Origin of the sequence: Comamonas testosteroni, from assembly GCF_030505195.1 — a bacterium.
GTDB lineage: Bacteria > Pseudomonadota > Gammaproteobacteria > Burkholderiales > Burkholderiaceae_C > Comamonas > Comamonas testosteroni_G.
The window spans coordinates 4643695-4667084 of the sequence record NZ_CP129672.1; the positions used below are offsets into that span (position 1 = coordinate 4643695).

At 62.3% G+C, this 23390-nt stretch carries 18 protein-coding genes; 14 read left to right on the forward strand and 4 right to left on the reverse strand.

Annotation, left to right across the window (positions count from 1 at the left end; all coding sequences use genetic code 11):
- The first annotated feature begins 27 nt into the window (after positions 1–27).
- From folP to ppk1, 3 genes are all read left to right on the forward strand, one after another.
- Positions 28–876 carry a dihydropteroate synthase gene (gene folP / locus QYQ99_RS21435; RefSeq protein ID WP_302089925.1) on the forward strand — a complete coding sequence of 283 codons (849 nt, stop codon included), beginning with the start codon at positions 28–30 and terminating at the stop codon, positions 874–876.
- A 37-nt stretch (positions 877–913) separates the two neighbouring features.
- A complete protein-coding gene (gene glmM, locus QYQ99_RS21440) occupies positions 914–2248 on the forward strand; it encodes a phosphoglucosamine mutase (RefSeq protein ID WP_302089926.1) in 1335 nt (444 codons plus the stop codon).
- Between the two features lie 471 nt (positions 2249–2719).
- Complete coding sequence (gene ppk1 / locus QYQ99_RS21445; RefSeq protein WP_302093237.1) at positions 2720–4786, forward strand: polyphosphate kinase 1; 2067 nt, start codon at positions 2720–2722, stop codon at positions 4784–4786.
- 174 nt (positions 4787–4960) lie between these two features.
- On the opposite strand, the gene QYQ99_RS21450 is transcribed toward ppk1, so the two are convergent.
- Positions 4961–6442 (reverse strand): Ppx/GppA phosphatase family protein, encoded by a 1482-nt coding sequence (locus tag QYQ99_RS21450; RefSeq protein ID WP_302089927.1) that lies wholly within the window; start codon positions 6440–6442, stop codon positions 4961–4963.
- 454 nt (positions 6443–6896) lie between these two features.
- Here QYQ99_RS21450 and pstS point away from each other — a divergent pair, with 454 nt between their 5' ends.
- The 7 genes from pstS to phoR all read left to right on the forward strand — a co-directional run bounded on the left by pstS (position 6897) and on the right by phoR (position 13611).
- Positions 6897–7928: a phosphate ABC transporter substrate-binding protein PstS gene (gene pstS / locus QYQ99_RS21455; RefSeq protein ID WP_003080259.1), complete on the forward strand. Its 1032-nt coding sequence runs from the start codon at positions 6897–6899 to the stop codon at positions 7926–7928.
- Between the two features lie 173 nt (positions 7929–8101).
- Positions 8102–9040, forward strand: coding sequence for a phosphate ABC transporter permease PstC (gene pstC, locus QYQ99_RS21460; protein ID WP_179627128.1), 939 nt, complete (start codon positions 8102–8104; stop codon positions 9038–9040).
- Positions 9037–9927: a phosphate ABC transporter permease PstA gene (pstA, locus tag QYQ99_RS21465; protein WP_302089928.1), complete on the forward strand. Its 891-nt coding sequence runs from the start codon at positions 9037–9039 to the stop codon at positions 9925–9927. The genes pstC and pstA overlap by 4 nt, the downstream gene beginning before the upstream one ends.
- A gap of 17 nt (positions 9928–9944) precedes the next feature.
- Complete coding sequence (gene pstB, locus QYQ99_RS21470; protein ID WP_302089929.1) at positions 9945–10721, forward strand: phosphate ABC transporter ATP-binding protein PstB; 777 nt, start codon at positions 9945–9947, stop codon at positions 10719–10721.
- A 10-nt stretch (positions 10722–10731) separates the two neighbouring features.
- Positions 10732–11433, forward strand: coding sequence for a phosphate signaling complex protein PhoU (gene phoU, locus QYQ99_RS21475; protein WP_003053453.1), 702 nt, complete (start codon positions 10732–10734; stop codon positions 11431–11433).
- A gap of 18 nt (positions 11434–11451) precedes the next feature.
- A complete protein-coding gene (phoB, locus tag QYQ99_RS21480) occupies positions 11452–12147 on the forward strand; it encodes a phosphate regulon transcriptional regulator PhoB (RefSeq protein ID WP_003053455.1) in 696 nt (231 codons plus the stop codon).
- Positions 12148–12234: 87 nt separating this feature from the next.
- Complete coding sequence (gene phoR / locus QYQ99_RS21485; protein WP_302089930.1) at positions 12235–13611, forward strand: phosphate regulon sensor histidine kinase PhoR; 1377 nt, start codon at positions 12235–12237, stop codon at positions 13609–13611.
- On the opposite strand, the gene QYQ99_RS21490 is transcribed toward phoR, so the two are convergent.
- From QYQ99_RS21490 to QYQ99_RS21500, 3 genes are all read right to left on the reverse strand, one after another.
- Positions 13608–14981, reverse strand: coding sequence for an MATE family efflux transporter (locus QYQ99_RS21490; protein ID WP_302089931.1), 1374 nt, complete (start codon positions 14979–14981; stop codon positions 13608–13610). The two genes, phoR and QYQ99_RS21490, sit on opposite strands and share 4 nt — an antisense overlap.
- Positions 14978–16702 carry a hypothetical protein gene (locus QYQ99_RS21495; RefSeq protein ID WP_302089932.1) on the reverse strand — a complete coding sequence of 575 codons (1725 nt, stop codon included), beginning with the start codon at positions 16700–16702 and terminating at the stop codon, positions 14978–14980. Before QYQ99_RS21495 ends, QYQ99_RS21490 begins: the two co-directional genes overlap by 4 nt.
- A gap of 175 nt (positions 16703–16877) precedes the next feature.
- A complete protein-coding gene (locus QYQ99_RS21500) occupies positions 16878–17123 on the reverse strand; it encodes a type B 50S ribosomal protein L31 (protein WP_003053459.1) in 246 nt (81 codons plus the stop codon).
- Between the two features lie 356 nt (positions 17124–17479).
- Here QYQ99_RS21500 and QYQ99_RS21505 point away from each other — a divergent pair, with 356 nt between their 5' ends.
- From QYQ99_RS21505 to QYQ99_RS21520, 4 genes are all read left to right on the forward strand, one after another.
- A complete protein-coding gene (locus tag QYQ99_RS21505) occupies positions 17480–19183 on the forward strand; it encodes a PHA/PHB synthase family protein (protein WP_302089933.1) in 1704 nt (567 codons plus the stop codon).
- An 87-nt stretch (positions 19184–19270) separates the two neighbouring features.
- Entirely contained in the window at positions 19271–19744 is a 474-nt protein-coding gene (locus QYQ99_RS21510; protein ID WP_302089934.1) for a phasin family protein, read from the forward strand.
- Between the two features lie 183 nt (positions 19745–19927).
- Positions 19928–22246: a DUF3141 domain-containing protein gene (locus QYQ99_RS21515; RefSeq protein WP_302089935.1), complete on the forward strand. Its 2319-nt coding sequence runs from the start codon at positions 19928–19930 to the stop codon at positions 22244–22246.
- Positions 22243–23364 carry a bifunctional enoyl-CoA hydratase/phosphate acetyltransferase gene (locus QYQ99_RS21520; protein WP_302089936.1) on the forward strand — a complete coding sequence of 374 codons (1122 nt, stop codon included), beginning with the start codon at positions 22243–22245 and terminating at the stop codon, positions 23362–23364. Before QYQ99_RS21515 ends, QYQ99_RS21520 begins: the two co-directional genes overlap by 4 nt.
- The last annotated feature ends 26 nt before the right edge of the window (positions 23365–23390 follow it).

The window sequence follows — 23390 nt, forward strand, 5'->3', positions numbered from 1 at the left end:
TTTGCACTCTCAGATATCGGAAGATTTATGTCGCAACAGTGGCAGACCTCGCGTTTTCTCTTGCAGCTCGACAAGCCTCAGGTCATGGGCATTGTGAATGTGACCCCTGATTCCTTTTCGGACGGAGGCAGGCATGCCGGTGTATCTCAGGCCATGGCTCATGCGGAGCTGCTGCTGGAGCAAGGGGCGCATATTCTGGATATAGGTGGCGAGTCCACCAGGCCGGGCTCGCCCGCTGTGAGCCTCGAAGACGAGCTGGCTCGCGTTCTGCCCGTGCTGCGCGAAGCCGTCAAGCTCAACGTGCCCATCTCCATCGATACCTACAAGCCCGAAGTCATGGCCGCGTCGCTGGATCTGGGGGCCGACATCATCAACGACATCTGGGCGTTGCGCCAGCCCGGAGCCTTCGAGGTGGTGAGCAGGCACGCCAACTGTGGCGTGTGCCTGATGCATATGCACAAGACTCCGCAAGACATGCACCTGGAGCATATGCAGGGCAATGCCGTGGCTCAAGTGCGGGACTTTCTGCTGCAGGTGACGCAGCCTTTGCTCGATGCGGGCGTTGCTCGCTCCCGCATTGCCTGGGATTACGGTATTGGTTTCGGCAAGAGCGTGGTACAAAATTTTGCCTTGCTTGCACATCAGCGTGAGCTGCTGGGCCTAGACTTCCCTTTGCTGGCCGGCTGGTCGCGCAAGGGCTCCCTGGGGCAGGTGAGCGGCCTGCCTGTGGATCAGCGCATGGTGCCCAGCGTCGCGGCGGCATTGCTGGCGGTCGAACGTGGGGCCAAAATTGTGCGTGTCCACGATGTGAAGGATACGGTGGCTGCGCTGGCAGTCTGGCAGGCGATGCAAGATGCGCAAGCGCTGCAGGCCTGATGACAGGGTATTGAATCTGAAAAAGGACAACGAGAATATGGCACGACAGTACTTCGGCACCGACGGGATTCGCGGAACGGTGGGCAAGTCGCCCATTACGCCTGACTTCGCCCTGCGCCTGGCGCATGCCGTGGGACGCGTGTTGCGCCGCACGCAAGAGCGTCCTCTGGTGCTGATCGGCAAGGACACCCGCATCTCCGGCTACATGCTGGAGAGTGCGCTCGAGTCGGGCTTCAACTCTGCCGGTGTCGATGTCATGTTGCTTGGCCCCTTGCCGACACCGGGCGTGGCCTATCTGACGCGCGCCCAGCGCGCCAGCCTGGGGGTGGTCATCAGTGCCAGCCACAACCCGTTTTATGACAACGGCATCAAGTTCTTCAGTGCCGAGGGCACCAAGCTGTCTGATTCCTGGGAAGAGGATGTGGAAGACACTCTCAAGGAGGACCCCGTCTGGGTGGATTCAGCCTCTTTGGGCAAGGCGCGACGTCTGGCCGATGCCGCCGGCCGTTATATCGAGTTCTGCAAAAGCACTTTCGATCACAGCCTCTCGTTGCGCGGCCTGAAGGTCGTCGTGGATGCGGCCCATGGCGCGGCCTATCAGATTGCTCCCAAGGTCTTTCACGAGCTGGGCGCCAATGTGGTGGAAATCGGCTGCTCCCCGGACGGCCTGAACATCAACGAGGGAGTTGGCGCGACCCATCCCGAAGCGCTGGTCAGGGCCGTGCGGGCCAACAATGCCGACTATGGCGTGGCGCTGGACGGCGATGCCGACCGCCTGCAGCTGGTCGATGCGCAAGGCCGCCTATACAACGGCGACGAACTGCTCTATCTCATGGCGGCCGATCGCCTGGCTCGCGGCGACGTGGTCAGCGGGGTGGCGGGAACCCTGATGACCAATATGGCGGTGGAGCAAGCGCTCAAGGAGCAGGGCGTGGGCTTTGTCCGTGCCAAGGTGGGAGACCGCTATGTGCTGGAAGCGCTCAACGCCAAGGGCTGGCAGCTGGGCGGTGAAAGCTCGGGCCACCTGCTGGCGCTGGACAAGCATACGACCGGTGACGGCCTGGTCAGCGCGCTGCAGGTGCTGCAGGCCTGCGTGCGCTCGAAGAAGACCATTGCCCAGTGGCTGGAGTCGGTCAAGCTGTTCCCTCAGGTCATGATCAATGTGCGCTTGCAGCCTGGTCAGGACTGGAAGAGCAATGCCAAGCTGCCTGGTGAGCAGGCAGCGGTCGAGAAGCTGCTGGGCAGCGACGGCCGTGTGCTGATCCGTCCCAGTGGTACCGAGCCCCTGGTGCGCGTCATGGTCGAGGCCAGGAGTGCAGACATGGCCAGCAACTGTGCCGAGCGTCTGGCCGAGGTGGTCAGGGCCAGCTGAAGTTGTGTAAACCCTGATGACTGTCATGAACAACGATGACAGTCATCTTTTGGTCATCTAATTGTCACAAACCATGGGCAGACTGCGGACATGCCCTCAGGGGCGCTTCAAGCTTTCGCAGGCTGCTGCCACATGTCCCAATCCGTACCTGGTTCCGACTCTTTTTTTTCCGCTTCCATCACTTCTTCTTCAGGGCAGGAACCGGCTGCAGTTTCCCCATTGACCTCGCAGACCGACAGTCAGGCGCATGAAGCGGGACCTGCGTCCCTGGGTCTGGCGCACATCTCGCTGGTGCCTCCAGGCACGACGGCGCTCGTCAGCTGCGCGAGCGAACCGGCTGCAGTTGCGCAAGCCGGGGCGGCCGGGCACCATGGTGTGCCCGGTGTCGTTTCTGACGCTGCGATACCGGTTTCTTCTGCCCCTGCTAAAGCGCCGCGCCGACGCCGAGCGGCGTCCAAGAACGAGGAAGTCATGCCGCCTGTGATCGAGCCGACTCTGGAGCTGCTGGACCGCGATCAAAGCATTCTGGTCTTCAATGAGCGTGTGCTGAGCTGGGCCGAGCGCGAAGATGTGCCGCTGCTCGAGCGCTTGCGCTATCTGTGCATCGTGTCCTCCAATCTCGACGAGTGGTTCGAGGTGCGCTGCGCCCCTCATGTCTCGGCCGCCAAGGTGGGCGACGAGCAGGGCACCTACTCGCGCGCCAGCTTCGAGCGGTTGATGACCACGGCCCACGGCCTGGTCGCCAAGCAGTACCAGCTCTACAACCAGGCCATCATTCCCGCGTTCGACAAGCATGCGATTCGCCTGGTCTCGCACGGCGAGCGCACCGTGGCGCAGCGCAAATGGGTGCGCGAGTACTTTATGCGCGAGGTGCAGCCCCTGCTGATGCCGGTGGGGCTGGATCCCTCGCACCCCTTTCCGCAGGTCGCCAACAAGGCCCTGAATTTCATCGTGCGTCTCAATGGCGTGGATGCCTTTGGGAGGGCCAATGAAGTGGCCATCGTCAAGGTGCCGCGTGTCTTGCCGCGCCTGATCCGCCTGCCCGAGAAGATCTCGGGCAAGCAAAAGCTGTTTGTCAGCATCTCCAGCGTGGTGCGCGCCCATCTGGCCGAGCTGTTTCCGGGCCGCGAGGTGTCCGAGTTCTCCCAGTTCCGCGTCACCCGCCACTCCGATCTGGCTGTGGACGAGGACGATGTGATGGATCTGCGCATGGCCCTGCGCCAGGGCCTGCACCACCGCCATTACGGCCAGGCGGTGCGCCTGGAAGTGTCTTCCTCATGCTCGGTGGTGCTTTCGGACCTGCTGCTGGAGCAATACGGCCTGCCTGCCGAGGCGCTGTTCCGCGTCAAGGGGCCGGTCAATCTGGTGCGCCAGATGCAGCTGATCGATCTGGTCGACGACCCGGCCCTGCTGTTTCCCAAGTGGAAGCCGGCCTGGCCCACGCAGCTCGTGCCCGGCCGCTCCATCCTGGCGCAGATGCGCAAGAGCGACATCATCATCCACCAGCCCTTCGAGAGTTTCGATGGCGTGCTCGAGCTGCTGCGCGAGGCTGTGAACGATCCGCAGGTGCTGGCCATCAAGCAGACCATTTACCGCACGGGCATCGACTCCGAGATCATGAGCCTGCTGGCCGAGGCCGTTAGCCGCGGCAAGGAGGTGCTGGCCGTGCTGGAGCTCAAGGCGCGCTTTGACGAAGAGGCCAATATCAACTGGGCGGAAAAGCTGGAATCGCTGGGCGTGCAGGTGGTGTACGGCGTGGTCGGTCTCAAGACCCATGCCAAGATGCTGCTCATCACGCGCCGTGAAAAGCGCAACAACCAGCTCAAGCGCTATGCCCATCTCTCCACGGGCAACTACAACGCCCGCAGCGCACGTCTGTACACCGACATCAGCCAGCTGACCTGCGATGACGAGATCACGGCCGATATGGATGCGGTATTTCGCCACCTCTCCAGCCACAACACCATGCCCAAGCTGCAAAAGCTGGTCATGGCGCCGTTCCACTTGCAAAACCGCATGCTGGAGCTGATCGGCCTGGTGGCCGCCGCAGCGGTGAGGGGCGAGAGGGCACGTATGGTGCTCAAGATGAATGCGCTGACCGATGAGCCCCTGATTCGCGCCCTGGTCGAGGCCGGCCGCAAGGGTGCGCAGATCGATCTCATCGTGCGCGGCTCCTGCATGCTGCCGGCACAGCGCCCGGGCGTGACGGACAATATCCGCGTGCGCTCCATCATCGGCCGTTTCCTGGAGCATTCGCGCGTCTTCTACTTTGCCTGGGGCCAGGAAGAAGAGCTGCTGCTGTCCAGTGCCGACTGGATGAATCGCAATATGCTCAGCCGTGTGGAGCTGGCCTGGCCGGTGCTGGACAAAAAGCTGCGCCAGCGCGTGATCGACGAGTGCCTGGTGGCCTATCTGGGCGACGACCGAGATGCCTGGACGCTGGACGCTTCGGGTGCTTACCAGAAACCCGAGCGTCCCCTGGAGGGCAAGGGTGCCCAGCAGGCGCTGATGGTGCGCTACGGCGGCAATAGCCTCTGAGTTATCAAAAAAGGAGCTGATTGCGCTTGTTAGCAAAGGACTTCAGATACTTTTCATGCTGAGTTCTTTATATGACAAGCGCTTGCAGCTCTCCTTTTTAAGACCGAATGCCAAAAAGGGACTGCCTCGCAGTCCCTTTGTCTTTGCCATGTGGCGCCCGCATGGTCGGCCGCGTCAACGCAGCTGCAGCTTCAGGCTCCAGGGCGTCTTGCTCCAGGCCATGGCTTCCTCTTCGAGCAGGCGGGCGGACTGCGGGTAGGTCAGCATCCAGCCCGAAGGAGTGGAGAGCTTGCATTCCGAGCCCGAGCGCTTGATCTGTATGCCCTGCATGTCGGGGTCGCGGCGGGTATGGCTCAACTGCACGGCAATGCGCAGTGCCATCAGCGGCAGGGCCAGCTGCGGCTCCTCAATGGCGTCTTCCAGCTTGCGCAGCTTGCCCTGGTGACCGAGCACCAGCTGGCAGATGCGCTGGCGCAGCTCGGGCTCCCAGGTGGCCAGACCGCAATGCTCGACGATATAGGCGCCGTGGCGATGGTAGTCGCTCAGTGCCACGCGCATGCCCACCTCGTGCAGCTGCGCCGCAATGGCCAGGGCCTGGGTGCTCTGCGCAGCGGTTTCCCCGGGCAGGATTTGCCGGCACAGCTCGCAGGCGATGCGCTGCACGCGCTGGGCATGGGGGACGTCCACGCCGAAGTCCAGCTGCAGGGCGCCGACTTCCGCCGCTTCCTTGTCGGCAGGGGGCTCATGGTCCAGCAGGTCGTGCAAAGCTCCCTGGCGCAGTGCGCCCTGGGCGACTTCCAGCTCGGTAATGCCCAGCAGATCGACCACGGCCATCATCACGCTGATGCCGCCTGCGACCACGGGGCGGCGATCTTCCTTGAGGCCCGGCATGCGCAGGCGCTCCACATGGCCGATGTCCAGCAGCATCTCGTAGAGGTGGCGCAGCTTGGCGGGCGTGATCACCTGTCCATCCAGGCCCTGTGCCGTGAGGGCATCGGCCACGGCATTGGCCGTGCCCGAAGAGGCATAGGCGCAGTCCCAGGCCGTGCCCGGGTAGGCGAACTGGGCCTGGGTCAGGCATTGCTTGGCCGCGGCAACGGCGGCCTGGAAGTTGGCCTTGTTCAATGCGCCGTCGCTGAAGAAGCGGCTGCTCCAGGAGACGCTGCCCAGCGCGAACGACGCCACTTGCTGGGGCTGGCTGTGCTGGCCGATGATGATTTCGGTGGAGCGTCCGCCAATGTCGATGACCAGGCGCTTTTGCTGGCTGGGCGGCAGCGAGCTGGCCACGCCGCGATAGATGAGCCGGGCTTCCTCCTCGCCGGGGATGACTTCGATGGGAAAGCCCAGCAACTGGCTGCCACGCGTCACGAAGTCGTCGGCATTGAGGGCCTCGCGCAGGGTCTGGGTGGCGACGGCGCGCACATGCGTGGCATCGAAGCCCCTGAGGCGCTCGCCAAAGCGTGCCAGGCAGTCCCAGCCGCGTTCCATGGCTTCGCGCGAGAGTTCCTGGCGCGAGTTCAGGCCGTTGCCCTGGCGCACGGTTTCCTTGAGATATTCCACACGCTCGATGCGTTGATGCGAGCCGATGCGGCCTATTTCAAGGCGAAAACTATTGGAGCCAAGGTCTACGGCGGCAAGCAGCGATTCAGGAGCCATTTCTGAGCCAATCAATGCGTTGTTGTTATGCGGGTTGGGGCACGAGTGGAGCATGAGCGTGAGGGAGCTGACGACACATGCATCGGGCAGTGGAATATGCAATATGCGCCGTCATCGGGCTATCAGGTGGAAGAGTTCAGCCTCTGCCAAGTCAGGTATTTGCAGGTATTGCCGGCCCGGGCCGCCGCCGAGGGTGCTCACGCTGTGTGACAGACTATGTCATACATTGCCAGCGCCCGGCATCGGCCTTGCGACAAGCTGTTACCTGTGGTTTTACTCGGGGACCGAGTATGTAGGTCAAGGCTCAGCAGTTTGCGAATGAAATATGACACTCGCATGACCGCTCTGGCGGTCTTTCACTCGGTTGCGCCTTGAAATTTTCATGTCACGACGCTGTCATAAAAGGTTTTTAAAGTTCACTCCATCGAATCTTTCAACCCTAAGAGGTCGTTTCATGAAGTTGTCCTTGATTCACGTACTGGTGGCTGGTGCTCTGTCTGCAGCGGGTATTGCCAACGCCAGCCAGGAAGCCACAGGTGCTGGTGCGAGCTTCCCGGCTCCTCTGTATTCCAAGTGGGCTGCGGACTATCACAAGGCCACTGGTGTCAAGATTAACTATCAGTCCGTGGGCTCCAGCGCCGGTGTCAAGCAGATCGAAGCCAAGACCGTGGATTTCGGTGCTTCCGATGAACCCCTGAAGGATGACGAGCTGGCCAAGAAGGGCCTGGTTCAGTTCCCCACCGTGATCGGCGGCATTGTTCCCGTGGTCAACATCAAGGGTGTGGCTCCCGGCCAGCTGAAGCTGTCGGGCCAGGTGCTGGGCGATATCTACCTGGGCAAGATCTCCAAGTGGAATGACCCCGCCATCACGGCACTGAACCCCGGTGTGGCGCTGCCTGACGCCGCTATCGCTCCCGTGCGCCGCGCTGACGGCTCCGGCACCACCTTCGGCTTCACCAACTACCTCTCCAAGGTCAATGCCGAGTGGAAGGAAAAAGTGGGCGAGGGCAAGGCCGTGAACTGGCCCACCGGTGCCGGCGGCAAGGGTAACGAAGGCGTTGCCGCCTTTGTGGGTCGCCTGCCCAACTCCATCGGCTATGTCGAGTACGCCTATGTCAAGCAGAACAAGCTGACCTACACACAGCTGCAGAACAAGGAAGGCGCTTTCGTCTCTCCTGACGACGAGACCTTCAAGGCAGCTGCTGCCGGCGCTGACTGGGCCAAGAGCTTCTACCAGATCCTGACCAACCAGCCCGGCAAGAACGCCTGGCCCATCACCTCGGCCACCTTCATCCTGATGCACAAGACTCAGGAAAAGCCTGCTCAGGCTGCCACCTCGCTGAAGTTCTTCGACTGGGCTTACAAGCAAGGTGACAAGACTGCCGCCGACCTGGACTATGTGCCCATGCCTGACGCTGTCAAGAACGTGATCTTCAAGTCCTGGAACGACATCAAGGACGCTTCGGGCAAGGTCGTTTCCAAGTAATTTCGTGCCATCAGTGAGCAGCGGGCTGCCGTGCCGGACGGTATGTTCGCTGCTTGTTTCAACCCTTTGCGAATAAAGGCGCTCACGTGTCCACTACGTCGCCCTCCAGTTCGCTGGCTGCAGCCCCCGCCGATGCCGCCAAGCGACGTTCTCCTTCTCCGCCACGTGCTCCGATGATCTCGGGACGTATGGCGGATCGTTTGTTTGGTGGTCTGGCACGCAGCGCAGCGATTCTGACGCTGGTGCTGCTGCTGGCCATCATGGTTTCGCTGATCTTCGGTGCCTGGCCCGCCATCTCCGAATATGGTCTGGGCTTTCTGACCAGCAGTGTCTGGGACCCCGTGCAGGATCAATACGGCGGTCTGGTCATGATTTACGGCACGCTGGCCACTTCGGCCATCGCGCTCATCATTGCAGTGCCCGTGAGCTTCGGTATTGCCCTGTTTCTGACGGAACTCTCGCCCGCCTGGCTCAAGCGCCCTCTGGGCACTGCCATCGAGTTGCTGGCCGCAGTTCCCTCCATTGTTTACGGCATGTGGGGCCTGATGGTGTTCGGCCCCGTGCTGGCCACCTATGTGCAGCAGCCTCTGCAGAACCTGCTGACCGGTGTGCCCTATCTGGGCGCTTTTGTCTCCGGCCCTCCCGTGGGTATCGGCATTTTGTCGGCCGGCATCATCCTGGCCATCATGATCATCCCCTTCATCGCCTCCGTGATGCGCGATGTGTTCGAAGTCACGCCGGCGCTGCTCAAGGAGTCGGCCTACGGTCTGGGCTCCACGACCTGGGAAGTGGTCTGGAAAGTGGTGCTGCCCTACACCAAGACCGGCGTGCTGGGCGGCGTCATGCTGGGCCTGGGCCGCGCACTGGGCGAGACCATGGCCGTGACCTTTGTGATCGGCAACATGAACCAGCTCAATTCCCTGTCCGTGTTCGAGGCTGCGAACAGCATCACCTCGGCGCTGGCCAATGAGTTTGCCGAGGCAGGTGAGGGCCTGCATCAGGCGTCGCTGATCTATCTGGGTCTGGTGCTGTTCTTCATCACCTTTGTGGTGCTGGCCTGCTCCAAGCTGCTGCTCAACCGTCTGCAGAAGAACGAAGGAGCCCGCTCATGAGCCCGACTTCCACCTCCTCCAAAATGCTCGACGCAGCCGATCTGGCTGCGGTGCGCCAGGCCAGGTACAACAAGCGCAAGCACCTGAATCAGCTTGCGCTGACCCTGTCCATGGCAGCCATGCTGTTTGGCGTGTTCTGGCTGGTCTGGATTCTCTGGGAAACCATTCGCCAGGGCCTGGGCGGTTTGAACTTCGCCCTGTTCTCGCAGATGACGCCTCCGCCCAACGAGGAGGGCGGTATTGCCAATGCCATCTGGGGCTCGCTGATGATGGTGGCGATGGCCACTTTCGTGGGCACGCCGATCGGCGTGATGGCCGGGGTCTATCTGGCCGAGTACGACAAAAGAGGCTGGCTGGCTTCCACCACGCGTTTCGTCAACGACATTCTGCTGTCGGCCCCCTCCATCGTCATCGGTCTGTTTGTCTATACCGTGGTGGTGGTGCGCCTCAAGAGCTTCTCCGGCATGGCCGGCGTGATCGCGCTGGCGCTGATCGTGATTCCCGTGGTCATCCGTACCACGGAAAACATGCTGGTGCTGGTTCCCGCCAGCCTGCGTGAAGCGGCTTATGCGCTGGGTACGCCCAAGTGGAAGGTCATCCTCATGGTGACCTTGCGCGCTGCCCGCGCCGGCGTGATCACCGGCGTGCTGCTGGCCGTGGCCCGTATTGCTGGTGAGACCGCTCCGCTGCTGTTCACGGCGTTGAACAACCAGTTCTGGAATGCCGACATGAGCAAGCCCATGGCCAGCCTGCCGGTGACCATCTTCAAATTTGCCATGAGCCCGTATGAGAACTGGCAGCAACTGGCCTGGGCCGGTGTCTTCCTCATCACTGTGGCTGTGCTGGGTCTGAATATCCTGGCGCGTTTCATCACCCGCCAGAAGTAATTCGAAAGTTCAAGATCATGACTGCAACCACTGCTCCCGCCAACATCAAGCTGGCCGTGCGCGACCTGAACTTCTACTACGGCAAGTTTCACGCGCTGAAAAACATCAATCTCGATATTCCCGAGAAGAAGGTCACGGCCTTCATCGGCCCCTCGGGCTGCGGCAAGTCCACGCTGCTGCGCACGTTCAACCGCATGTTCGAGCTCTATCCCGAGCAGCGTGCCGAAGGTCAGATCATGCTGGACGGCGACAACCTGCTGACCAGCAAGCAGGATGTGGCCCTGATTCGTGCCAAGGTCGGCATGGTGTTCCAGAAGCCCACGCCGTTCCCGATGTCCATTTATGACAACATCGCTTTCGGCGTGAAGCTGTTCGAGAATCTCAACGCCTCGGACATGGATGACCGCGTGGAGTGGGCACTGCGCAAGGCTGCGCTGTGGAATGAAGTCAAGGACAAGCTGCAGCAAAGCGGATCGGGCCTGTCTGGCGGCCAGCAGCAGCGTCTGTGCATCGCGCGCGGCATTGCCATCAGGCCCGAGGTGCTGCTGCTGGACGAGCCCTGCTCGGCGCTGGACCCCATCTCCACGGCCAAGATCGAGGAGCTGATTGCGGAGCTGAAGAACGACTACACCGTGGTCATCGTGACACACAACATGCAGCAGGCCGCCCGTTGCAGCGATTACACGGCCTATATGTATCTGGGGGATCTGGTGGAGTTTGGAGACACCGAAAAAATGTTCTTCAAGCCCCAGCGCAAGGAAACGGAAGACTACATCACAGGCCGCTTCGGCTAAGGACTTAAAAATGACAGAAAAACATTTGTCCACGCAGTTCGACTCCGAACTCAATCGTGTCTCGGCCCGCGTCATGGAGCTTGGCGGTCTGGTCGAGTCGCAGATCAGCAATGCCGTCTATGCACTGACCAGTTTCAGCACCGATGCGGTTGAGCAGGTCATCAGCACCGAGCAGCGCGTCAACGCCATGGAGGTCGAGATCGACCATGAGCTGTCGTCCATCATTGCGCGCCGCCAGCCCACGGCCCGCGACCTGCGCCTGCTGATCGCCTTCTCCAAGGCCACGGCCAACCTGGAGCGCATGGGCGACGAAGCCTGCAAGATGGCCCGTATGGTCAAGTCCATCATCGAAAGCGGCGCGGCCCGTTCGCTGCCCAGCGGCGAGTTGCGCATGGCCGCCCAGATGGCTTCCGAGCTGCTGCGCAAGACCCTGGATGCCTTTGCCCGACTGGACACCAAGGCGGCGGTTGCCATCTTGCGTGAAGACGATCTGATCGACGAGGAGTTCGACGGTTTTGTGCGCAAGCTCATCACCTACATGATGGAAGATCCGCGCACCATCTCCGCCAGTCTGGACCTGCTGTTCCTGGCCAAGGCCATCGAGCGTATCGGCGACCACTCCAAGAACGTGGCCGAGCTGATCATCTACCTGGTCGAGGGCAAGGATGTGCGCCATCAGACCATGGCTGAAATCGAATCTGCGGTGTTGTAAGACGGAGGTTACTCAGGGATGAAGAAGATGCCCATGGTCCTCATCGTGGAGGACGAACCTGCGATTGCAGAGTTGATCGCGGTCAATTTGAGGCATAACGGCTTCCAGCCCGTCTGGGCGGAAGACGGTGTTTCGGCGCAGCGCGAGCTTGATGCCGTGCTGCCCGACGTGATCTTGCTCGACTGGATGCTGCCCGGGGCCAGCGGTCTGTCTCTGGCCCGCAAATGGCGTGCCGACAGCCGTACCAAGGCCGTGCCCATTCTCATGCTGACGGCCCGTGGCGATGAGCCCGACAAGGTGGCGGGCCTGGATGCCGGGGCCGATGACTACATCACCAAGCCTTTCTCCACTCAGGAGCTGCTGGCCCGCATTCGTGCCGTGCTGCGCCGCCGTGCGCCTGAGCAGGTACAGGACAAGGTCAGCATTGGCGAGCTGGTGCTGGATGCCGCGGCCCACCGTGTGAGCTGGCAGGGCGATCTGCTCAAGATCGGTCCCACCGAGTTCAAGCTGCTCAACTATCTGATGAAGCACCCCGAGCGTGTGCACAGCCGTGCGCAGTTGCTCGACAAGGTCTGGGGCGATCACGTCTTCATTGAAGAGCGCACCGTGGACGTGCACGTCAAGCGCTTGCGAGAATCGCTGGGTGTGGCGGGTGTTCTGATTGAGACCGTGCGCGGTGCGGGCTACCGTTTCAGCGCCCAGGCCATGGCCTGACAGCACTTCCCCCCGAACCTCGGCCCGGCCTGGCTGGGTCGTCAAAAATCACAACTGAAAGCAAATATGGGGTGGCGTGGTTTTCGATTGTTGGCTTCTCAGCTCGCGGCAGCCGTGGCGGTATGGCTGCTGTGGGCCTATCTCGTTGCACCCGGTGCGACGGCGCTGCAGCAATGTGTGGCGGCCATGACGGGAGCGTTGATCGGCGGCTGGATATGGTGGCTGGTGGACAGCTGGAATGGAGCGCGTCTGCTGCACTGGCTGCGTCAGTCGGAGCTGGGCGCGGTGCCCAATCTGGCAGGTATCTGGGGCGAGGCCAGCGTGCGCATGCGCCGCTGGATTCGCCAGAGCGTGCAGCAGGTGCAGCAGGGCGACCAGCGGCTCAATGACATTCTGTCTGCCTTGCAGGCCAGTCCCAATGGTGTGGTGCTGCTCGATGCACAGGGCCGCATCGAATGGTGCAATCAGATTTCCGCCAAGCAGTTCGGCTTTGACGCCGAGCGCGATGTGCTGCAAAGCATCGGTAATCTGGTGCGAGATCCCCAGTTCAGTGCCTATTTTGCAGCGCAGGACTTCAGCCATGATCTGGTCATGCAGGGGCGCGAAAGCACACCTTCGCGGCCGGTCAAGCTGTCGGTGCAGCTCTATGGCTATGGTGAAGGGCGCAAGCTGCTGCTGGCGCGCGATGTGACTGCGCTGGAGCAGGCCGAAGCCATGCGCCGTGACTTCGTGGCCAATGTCTCCCACGAAATCCGCACGCCTTTGACCGTGCTGGCCGGTTTTGTCGAGACCCTGCAGAACCTGCCGCTTGAGGAAGACGAGCGCAGGCGCTATCTGGAGCTGATGGCCCAGCAGGCCGAGCGCATGCAGCATCTGGTCGAGGACTTGCTGACCTTGTCGCGCCTGGAGGGCAGCCCGCTGCCCAGCAACAATGACTGGGTGTCGGTGGCGCAACTGCTCAATCGCTGTGAGAACGAGGCTCGCGGCCTGTCCAATGCCTTGACGCGCAAGCAGGCCAAACCCCATGTGCTGAACTTTCCTGATGAGCAGGCGCTGCGGCAGGCCGGAGATCTGGCAGGTGCGAGCGCAGAACTGCACAGTGCGTTTTCCAATCTGCTGGCCAATGCCATGCGCTACACGCCGGCCGGCGGGCAGATTGATGTGCGCTGGCAACTGCTGCCCGATGGATCGGCCCGCTTTGCCGTCAAGGACTCAGGACCCGGCATCGACGAAAAGCATGTCTCGCGTCTGACGGAGCGCTTTTATCGCGTGGATCGCAGCCGCTCACGCGACACGGGCGGCACCGGCCTGGGGCTGGCTATCGTCAAGCATGTGCTGCAGCGGCATGGCGCCAGGCTCAGTATCCAGAGTGAGCTGGGCAAGGGCTCGGAATTCGCCGTCACCTTCCCGCCCAGCCGAGTGCGGGCGGCTGCTGAACCACCCGCCAAGGCACTTTCTCATTAGGAGGCACTAGGCCGGGCCTGCGGCTTTGGAGGTCGTATGGCTCTGTGCAAAATGCTGCTGAAGGCGATGGCCGTGACAAACAGGGCTGCCGCGCTGCAAACCCACAGGGGCATGGGCGTGGCCTGCCAGTGCCGCCAGCCTTCGGCTGCTTGCCATCGGTAGGTCAGCCAGTAGCCAAGGCCCAGGCCGCCACCCCACAGCAGCAGGCAATAGATCACCAGAGGCGCTACGGTCACGCGATAGCAGCGCAGCACGAAAATGCAATAGGTCTGCACGCAGTCGGCCACATGGTAGGCGGCCACGCAGATCAGCAGCCAGGACGTCATGGCCAGCACCTGCGGGGAGTCGGTGTAGATGTCTGCAATCCAGGTGCGGGCGATTAAAAGCGTGGCTGCTGTCGCAATACCGATGAGCAGAGCAAGCTTGAAACACTGTTGAATCAGCGTCCTGGCCTGGGCTTCATCACCGGCGCCGCGCCAGTAGCTGACGCGGGCGCTGGTGGCAATGGCCAGAGACAGCGGCACCATATAGCAGATGGCGGCCAGATTGGCGGCCGTCTGGTGGCTGGCAGACGAGAGCGAGCCCTGCCTTGCCACATACAGGGCCATGAGGGTGAAGGAGGTGACTTCCACCAGAATGGCCAGGCCTGCTGGGATGCCAAGGCGGCAGAAGCGGACCAGCTGCAGCCAGTCTGGGCGCTCCAGCCTTTGCCAAAGCGCCAGCGGAGCATAGAAATCCTGAGTGCGCATCAGCCACAGGGCCACGGCAAACATGGTGTAGTTGACCAGCAGCGTGGCCAGTGCGCAGCCCACTGCTCCCAAGGGTGCAAGGCCCAGTCCGCCAAAGGTGAACCAGATGGACAGGGGGATCTTGATCAGCAGCGAGACGAGTTGCAGCCCGGTGACCAGCTTGGGGTGGCCGAGCGCCTGGTTGAGCGCGCTGTAGATGCGAAACAGCAGCGCCGGTGGCAAGCCCCAGGCCAGTACGGCCAGATAGCGCTTGACTTCCAGCTGCAGCGCGTCGGGCACATCGGTCCAGCGCAGCAGTGCGCCGGGCATGAGCAGCACCGCCATGCCCAGCACGCAGGCCAGCGCACACAGATACATGGACTGGCGCAGCGAATGGCCGATGGCCTGTGGCTGACCGGCACCTCGCTGCTCGGACCACAAGGGCAGGAGAGCCTGAAAAATGCCCATCAGCGAGGCATAGACACTGATGAAAATAGCCGACCCTACGGAGAGGGCGGCCACGGCATCGTTGGAATAGCGGCTGGCCACGATGGTATCGGTGGTGCCAAAGGCCATGACGGCCAGCTGTCCGGCCAGCACGGTGCCTGCATGCCGGCCTATGTACTGCAATTCCCCCTTCATGGAGCTTTGGGGTCGGTGTACTTGAGCAGTACCAGGACTTCCTTTTGGCCCGCCAGACGGGTGATGCGGCTGACTTCATTCCAGCCCTGGCGCAGCTTGCGATTGTGATCGCCCGCCCAGCGGTCTGCGTCGACCAGTGCCCAGCTGCAGTCGTCGGGACTGCTGCGGCGCAATAGTGCCGTATCCACGTGGGTGTAGTAGCGCACGGCAGCAATTTGCGAACGGCCCAGGCCGTAGGTCAGCACGCAGCTTGTGGCGCCGTTGTGCTTGAGTTCGCCGCTCAGCTGTGTCATCTGGAATTGATAGCTGCGAGCATGATCCAGCGGCTCCATCCAGAGAGTGGACAGCAGCACCCAGCTCAGTGTGGCGCCGCCGGCCGGGAGCACCAGGCTCTTCCAGATGGCTGCGCGATTGCGCGAGGTGCGCCAGATCACCAGTACAAACCAGCCGGCCGTGGCGATCAGTGCCACGATGACCGTGGGCCAGGAGATGTTTGCTTCGAATTGAGGAGCGAGGCGCGCAATGTTGGCAGCGATTTTGGGTGGGAATCCGGTCTGGAACGCCAGCCAGACCACCCAGATGGCAATCGCGGATGCTGTAAAGAACAGCAGCGTGAACCAGTCGATCAGTGCGCTGATGCTGCGGCGGAAAGTGGGCAGCGCGAAGGCGGCCAGGGTGGCGATGGCGGGAAGTCCCAGCAGCAGCGCCCGATCGGCCGGGGTGCTGCTCAGGCAGGCCGCCACAGGGACAGTGGCAAACAGCAGGGCGATGGACAGATGGGGGTTGTGGCCGGGGCGTGCAATCTGCCGGCGCCAGACCCACAGCGTCCACAAGGCCAGGGGCCAGGCGGGCCAGCAGAACCACAGCAGCAGTTGCAGCAGGGTGTCCCAGTCCTTGAACGAGTCCACCAGATGCCAGACCCACTGATCCAGGGCCGTGGTCAGGCTGGCTGCCAGTAGCGTGGCGCCCAGCCAGACTGCGGCCCAGATGCGGGCCTGGCGGTGGGCGCGGCCGGGATTGTCGCCCCAGCTGCGCTGGGTGAATGCGATCACGCTGCCGCCAAGTCCGAACAGCACGGAAAGAGTGGGGGCGCCGCTCAGGGCCAATCCCAGCATGCCAAATAGCAGTGCCGCGGCTGACTTCCTCGGGTGATAGGCCATTGCCGCAGCGGCAAAGAACAGCAGCGCCGTGCAGCCCAGCTGTGTGACATAGCTGGTGGTTTCGTGCGAGAGCTGGGCCAGGCCCAGGCAGGCAACCAGTGCCAGCAAGGCTGCATCGGCCATGGCGCGGGCATAGTCGATGAGCTGGGCTTCCCCTCCAAAGGCAAAGGCCACGGGCTGCGCACCGGGCGTGCGTGCAAGGTAATAGGCCGCCCACCAGGCGGCGCCCAGGGTCACGACCAGCAAGGCGATGAAGGGCAGGCGCGCCGCCATTTCGGCGCCGAGCAGCCACTCGAACCCCTGCAAGGACAGGGCCCCCAGCCAGTAGGGCAGCAGACCGTCCATGCTGGGAGCCAGACCCGAGAGCTTGGGGGCCAGCCAGTCGGTCTTGCCCAGCGCCAGCTCGCGCATGTAGCCAAAGGCCTCCATGTCGTTGGAGCGCCAGGGGCCGCGCATGACAAAGCCGGGAATCACATAGGCCAGGCACAGCAAAAGCAGGGCCCAGCGCGGCAGGCGGCGTACAGCGCTTTGGGCAACGATGGCAGGTGTGGGCTGGTTCACGCAATCAATCCAGTAGCGGCTGTGCGAATTTGCACCGCCAGATCAGGCGAAAGCGCTTGGAGTCAAAGCGCTTGGTGCTCCGATGATAGGAGCATTGGAATTTCGTGGGGCGGCACCCAAAAAAGAAAAAGGCAGCACGGTTGCCCGGGCTGCCTTTTCAGCAAAAAAGTAAGAATTACTTCTTGCCGAAGCGGTTGCGGAACTTCTCCACGCGACCACCCATGTTGTCCACCGACTTTTGTGTGCCAGTGTAGAAGGGGTGCGATTCAGAAGTGGTATCCAGCTTGAACAGAGGGTACTCTTTACCTTCGAAGTTTTCGGTTTCCTTGGTGGAAACGCAAGAACGTGTCACGAACTTGAAGCCGTTGGACATGTCAACGAACAGAACTTCGCGGTAATTGGGGTGAATGCCTTCTTTCATGATCTTTCCTTTGGTCAAGTGCGGGAGCCGCACCAGCCTGTCCGGTGTACTTTCCGCATTAAAGCCCTCCATTATTGCACACAATGAGAAAACTGTGCCGCGCCCGTCAGCGGGCGTTGGCGTGCGTTCAGCTTGCAAATCATGGCCAATAGTTCCGGTGGCAGGCCTGATCCAGGCAAGGCAGCAGAGTTCTTTTAGCTGCAGCAGCCTAGTGTTCGGGGCCGGCTGCCGCGTTCCGAAGCGCTTGCGGCTGCGCGAGCTTGATGTGGCTCAACCCCCGGCAGGACGTGACTATGCAACAACTTTTGCAGCGCATAAGATGTTGCGTTATTGCCATGCAGCAAAAAGGGGCCGCTATGGTTGACCGCAATGCCGAAGCTCAGTTCAGTTCCAGCCAGCAGCTTGATCAGGCTGTGCGCGCGATGTGGGCGCAGCAGTGGCTGTCGGTTTCCCCCGAGTCCCAATGGCAGGCCTGGATGGATTGGGCCGGCAACCTTGCCATCAGCCCGGCAAAGCGTCTGGATCTGGCAAGGCTGGCGCTGGAGGAATGGGTCAGGCTTTGCTATGGCGGGCTGCAGACGCAGGAGGCGGAGCGTCTCTTTCAGGCTCCTGAATGGAAGCAATGGCCGTTCACGGTCATGAGTGCGGGCTTTGCCGCTCAGCAACGCTGGTGGCAGGCTGCCAGCCAAGGCGTTGCAGGTGTTGACAAGCATCACGAGCATCTGGTCGGGTTCTGGGGCAGGCAGTGGCTGGATATGCTTTCGCCCGCGAACTTTTTTGCCACCAACCCGATCGTTCTGGAGCGTACCGCCAAAGAGGGCGGTGCGAATCTGGTGCGTGGCTTCCAGTACCTGATGGAAGATGTGCACGCGCAGCTCACCAACAAGCCGCCTGCTGGCTGCGAGGAGTTTCAGGTGGGGCGCGATGTGGCCGTCACCGCTGGCAAGGTGGTGCTGCGCAACCAGCTGATGGAGCTGATCCAGTACGCACCGACCACCGACAAGGTCCATCCCGAGCCGGTCTTGATCATGCCGGCCTGGATCATGAAGTACTACATCCTGGATCTTTCGCCACACAATTCGCTGATCAGGTATCTGGTCGATCAGGGTCATACGGTGTTCTGCGTCTCCTGGAAGAACCCCGATGCCGGAGATCGAGATCTGGGCATGGACGACTATGTCGAGCTGGGCTGGCGTGCTGCACTGGATGCCGTCACGGCCATCGTCCCGGGGCAGAAGGTGCATGCTGCAGGCTATTGTCTGGGCGGAACCTTGCTGGCCATTGCGGCAGCAGCGATGGCGCGCGATGGAGACGAGCGTCTGGCATCGATGACCTTGCTGGCCGCGCAGACCGATTTCACCGAACCTGGCGAGCTGGCGCTGTTCATCGACGAAGCGCAGATCAGCCTGCTTGAGGCCCAGATGGCCCAGCAAGGCTATCTGCGCGCCGATCAGATGGCGGGCGCGTTTCTGATGCTGCGCTCCCATGATCTGCTGTGGTCGCGCATGGTCAATCAATACCTGCTGGGCGAGCGGGCGCCGATGAGCGATCTCATGGCCTGGAATGCCGACGCCACGCGCATGCCAGCCAGGATGCACTCGCAATACCTGCGCCGTCTGTTTCTGAATAACGACCTCAGTGAAAGCCGCTATCCGGTCGATGGCAAGCCGGTCTCGCTCCTCAATCTGCAAGTGCCCATCTTCTGTGTGGGAACGCTCACCGATCATGTAGCGCCTTGGCAATCGGTATTCAAGCTGCACCACCACACTGCGGCTGAAATCACCTTTGTGCTGACCAGTGGCGGCCACAACGCCGGTATTGTCAGCGAGCCCGGCCATCCGCGACGCCGCTACCAGTTGCTCACGCGCTCTGTCGGCGCTCAGGACATTGTTGCCCAGCAGTGGCAGCAAGAGGCCGAGCAGCGCCAAGGCTCCTGGTGGCCGGCATGGCACGAGTGGCTCAAAAACAGATCCGGCACACCGATAGCTCCGCCGCGCATGGGCGGCACTGGCGGCGGGCCCTTGTATGACGCTCCGGGCCAGTACGTGCTCGGGCATTGAGTTTTCAAAAGCCGTTTGGTCACGGTGATATGCCGGACGGTCCGCCAGCCTCTCGATAGGCACCACCATCACCATAGGGAGAACGATATGAGTATTCAAGCGACCCCCCTGAATCTGTTCAAGGCCAATGCCGAGCTGCAACTGCGCATCGCTCAGCTGATGCGTGAAAGTGGCCATCGCTGGCTGGCAGCCGCGCAGCAGAGCAGTGCTGCCGGCATCAGTGAAACCACGGCGGAGCTGCAAAGCGTGTTGCGTGCCGAAGACTGGCAATCACTGGCCAGCCTGCCCGCCGAGGCGTTCATGCGCAGGCTCGAGGACCGCATGAGTGATGCCAAGAGCGCCAGCGATATCGCGATCAAGAACCAGCAGGCTTTTGCCAGCGGTCTGCAGCAGGCCCTGGAGGCCTGGCAAAAATCGGTGGCCGAGGCCCTGCGTGCAGACAGCGCGCCCAATCTGCCCGCTTTGCCACTGCAGGACATCTTCAAGCAATGGCTGTCTGCCTGGACGCCGGCAGCTCAGGACCCCGCTCAGGCCAAGAGCGGCGAAGCGGCGCGGAAGTAGGCAGCAGGCTGGCGTAGCTTCAGCTAAAGATGGCGGCGCTGCCGCCTGCGGGCCGGCTGGTCAGCTGGCCCTCCATTGCAAAAAATCCGATGTTTTCGGCGTTTTGTGGCGATCCATAAAGCGCTGGAGGCTATTGTTTTTGAATCTTCTTGAGTGAGAAGATTGTGACTTCGGGAGCACGACATGAGCAAACCCAGCGGGGTCGGTCCGTCTACCAGCGGGTCTGTTGATCCTTTTGCATGGTGGCGGGCCGTCGGGGCCTATGCGGTGGATGCCGCTCAACGTGCCGTGCTGTATGCCGACATCGAGCGGCAGGTGGGTGACCAGTACCGGACCCAGCGTGAGGCCAGGACGCCGAATGTGCTGCATTTCCCCGCAGAACTCGTGATGTCGGGGCTGGACCTCCCAAGACCGGTCAACTACGGCCTGGTGCGCATTCAGGCGTCCGAAGACCGGCCTGCCGACCCTGCCAAGCGACCATTCGTCGTGATAGATCCACGCGCCGGGCATGGCCCGGGCATAGGTGGCTTCAAGCCCCATAGCGAGATCGGTGCGGCGCTGGAGGCCGGCCACCCTTGCTACTTCGTCGGTTTTCTGCCTGATCCCGTACCTGGTCAGACGGTGGAGGATGTGATGCGTGCCGAGGCCGCGTTCATGCGTCGCGTGGCCGAGCTTCACCTCGAGAGTGAGGGCAAGCCTGCGGTCATCGGCAACTGCCAGGCGGGCTGGCAGATCCTGATGACGGCCGCTGTCTGGCCCGAGCTGTTCGGGCCCATCATCGTTGCCGGAGCGCCCCTGTCGTACTGGGCCGGTGACAATCCCATGCGTTATTCGGGCGGGCTTCTCGGGGGCAGCTGGATGACGGCTCTGGCCAGCGATCTCGGTAATGGCCGCTTCGACGGCGCCCATCTGGTGCAGAACTTCGAGCAGCTCGATCCGGCCAACACGCTGTGGAGCAAGCAGTACAAGGTCTATGCGAACGTCGACACCGAAGCCGAGCGCTATATCGACTTCGAGAAATACTGGGGCGGCTATGTCTTTCTCAACGATGTGGAGATGCAGTACATCGTCGACAATCTGTTCATAGGCAACAGGCTGTCGACGGCCCAGTTGCTGACCTCGGACGGTGTGCGCATCGATCTGCGCAATATCCGCTCGCCCATCCTGGTGTTCTGCTCCTATGGCGACAACATCACGCCGCCGCCCCAGGCTCTGGGCTGGATCACCGATTTGTACGCCAGCGATGACGACGTGCGCGCGCATGACCAGACCATCATCTTCAGCACGCACGACAGCATCGGTCATCTGGGCATCTTTGTTTCGGGCGCCGTCGGCAGCAAGCAGCACCGCAAGTTCGCCAGCGCCATCGAGCAGATCAATCTGCTGCCGGCAGGCATCTATCGCGCCAGCGTGGACGATGCCACCAAGCAGGAGCAAAAGCTGCTCCATGATCCTTATCTGTTGAGCATCCGTGCCAGCGGCATTGATGAAGTGCGCGATATCGTCAAGCCCGATCCCGAGTCCGATCGCCGTTTCGACGCGGCGGCCCGGGTATCCGATATCAACCTGGCCCTGTATCGCAGCCTATGGCAACCCTGGGTGCGTGCGTTGAGCACTTCCCAATCGGCACACTGGTTGCAGACCTTGCATCCCATGCGCCTGCAATTCGAGGCCTGGAGCAGCCAGCACCCGCTGGCGTCGCTGATACGCAGCAGCGCCGCATACATACGTGAACATCGCCAGCCCGTGGACGAAGCCAATCCCTGGCTGGAGATGCAGCAGCGGTGCTCGGGCGCACTGGATCGCGCTCTCGATGATTTCCGCGACCGGCGAGACCATATCTACGCCTTGTGGTTCGACATGCTCTATGGCTCGCCGCTCATGCAGGCGCTGGCTGGGCATGCTTATGGCGAGAGCGCCGCGGTGCGCCAGCATCCAGGCTCCACCCCCGAGCATCTGGCGCTGATGGCGGACAGGCAGCGCCAGATCGAGAGCAGTGTGGATCAGGGGGGCGTGCTCGAAGCCACGCTGCGCGGCTTGCTGAGCGTGCTGTCCCAGCGTCGCGCTGTGGACGAGCGCTACTACCACCTGGCTGCGCAATTGCTGGAGCAGCAAGCGCCTGGGCGCTGGACTCTGGCCGAGCTGCGAGCCGCCATCCGCGAGCAGACCCTGGTGATGAGGCAATGCGGCAGCGCCGCCATCGAAGCCATTCCCGGCCTGCTGAAGAACACGCCTGCCGACACCATCCGCAAGGCCGCTGAAGCCATCACCCAGATGGCAGCCATCGATAAGGAGCCAGGCGCGGAGGATGACGCCGTGAGACATGCCTTGCAGCAGGTACAGGCCTTGTTCGAGCAGGCCGCGCTGGCGCAGCAGCCTCGTATCCAGGAGCCTCTGGAGCTGGCGCCGGCTTTGGCACAGGCTCCTGCAACTCCCCTGCGGGCTGCGGCTGCTGAGCGACGTAAACCTGCCGCACAACGCGGCAAGAGAGGAGCGCGATGAGTCAACGGAGCCCAGACATGACGCAGCAGCCGTTTGAGGGCATAGCCGTCGGCGACAGTCTGCGCCTCACCGTTGCCTCCCGTGACGCGAGCACGCTGACGCTGCTCTGCGTCCACGATGCACCGCCTCGGCAGCCATCCCCGCAGCAGGCGGTCTCCCTGTCATCAGGCGGCGCAGCGCAGCCACTTGACGTTGCCTCCCATCACGGTCTGGCCCGGCTGCTGGCGGCTGTCAAGGAGTTGCCGCCGGTTCGTGTGGGGGTCGTCCATCCCTGCGATGCCACCAGCCTGTCCGCCGCGCTTGATGCGCATCGGCTGGGGCTGATCGAGCCGGTACTGATCGCTCCGCGCGCGAGGCTGGAGGCGATCGCTCTTGCGCAGGGGCTTGAGCTGCAGGGCCTGCGCTTCGAGGACGTGCCGCACAGCCATGCAGCAGCCGAGTGTGGTGCCAGACTTGCCGCCAGCGGCGAAGTCGAGGCACTGATGAAAGGCAGCCTGCATACCGACGAGCTGATGGCGGCTGTCGTTGCCGGCAGTGCCGGGTTGCGCACCAAGAGGCGTGTAAGCCATTGCTTTGTGTTGCAGACTGCCAGCTATCCACGCCCCTTCATCGTCACCGATGCGGCCATCAATCTGGCCCCCGATCTGTTGCAGAAGGCCGATATCGCACGCAATGCCATCGAGCTGGCACAGGTTCTGGGGGTGGCCAAGCCCAAGCTCGCCATCCTCGCCGCCGTCGAGACGGTCAACCCCAACATGCCCGCGACACTGGATGCTGCCGCACTGTGCAAGATGGCCGACCGGGGCCAGATCACCGGAGGCGTGCTGGACGGACCGCTGGCTTTCGACAATGCCGTCTCCATCGAGGCAGCGCGCACCAAGGGCATCACTTCGCCGGTGGCCGGTCAGGCCGACATCCTGCTGGTGCCCGATCTGGAAAGCGGCAACATGCTGGCCAAGCAGCTCATGTACCTGGGCGGTGCCGCCAGCGCAGGCATCGTGCTTGGCGCCAAGGTGCCCATCGTGCTCACCAGCCGCGCGGATTCGCGCGAATCCCGCATTGCATCCTGTGCGATTGCGCTGTTGCTCGCACATCACTACCGGCAGACGCCGCCCTGAAAAGCAGGGCCGATGGTGCCAGGCCG